This is a genomic window from Helicobacter sp. T3_23-1056, from assembly GCF_053654535.1.
This window is the reverse complement of record NZ_JBSIUU010000111.1, coordinates 1-383: the sequence shown is the minus strand read 5'-3', so window position 1 is coordinate 383 and position 383 is coordinate 1. Positions and strand designations below refer to the sequence as shown.

1 pseudogene is annotated in these 383 nt (G+C 36.6%); it reads left to right on the top strand.

Going from position 1 to position 383, the window contains the following annotated elements:
• Nucleotides 1–383 (top strand): annotated as a pseudogene (locus ACWIUO_RS13935) (hypothetical protein); the annotation flags it as partial.

Below are 383 nucleotides of genomic sequence, written 5' to 3'. Positions count from 1 at the left end.
ACCTTTAACATAACCAAAGCCTACATAAAAGAGAGTTTGTCATCATTATTTGAGATTCACTGCGAGGGCTATATTGAACATCTATCCTCTCACCCATTTAGCGAATTTAACGCTAGCAATGCGTTTAACGCTAACAACGCTTTTAACGCACATAGCACAAACAAATACTCTAATAGCCCACATAAAAACAACATAACAAATAATCCAAACCATATCTTTAACACCAACAATAGCCAAACCCACTACGCTAGTAATCACTCAATCAACCAAACCCACACAAATAACATTCACTTAAATAACTACCCAAGCAATCACTCAAACCAAAATCCAAACAACCTAAACTTTCACCCCAATGCCTTAATTGACTGCTTTGCTACCTTTAG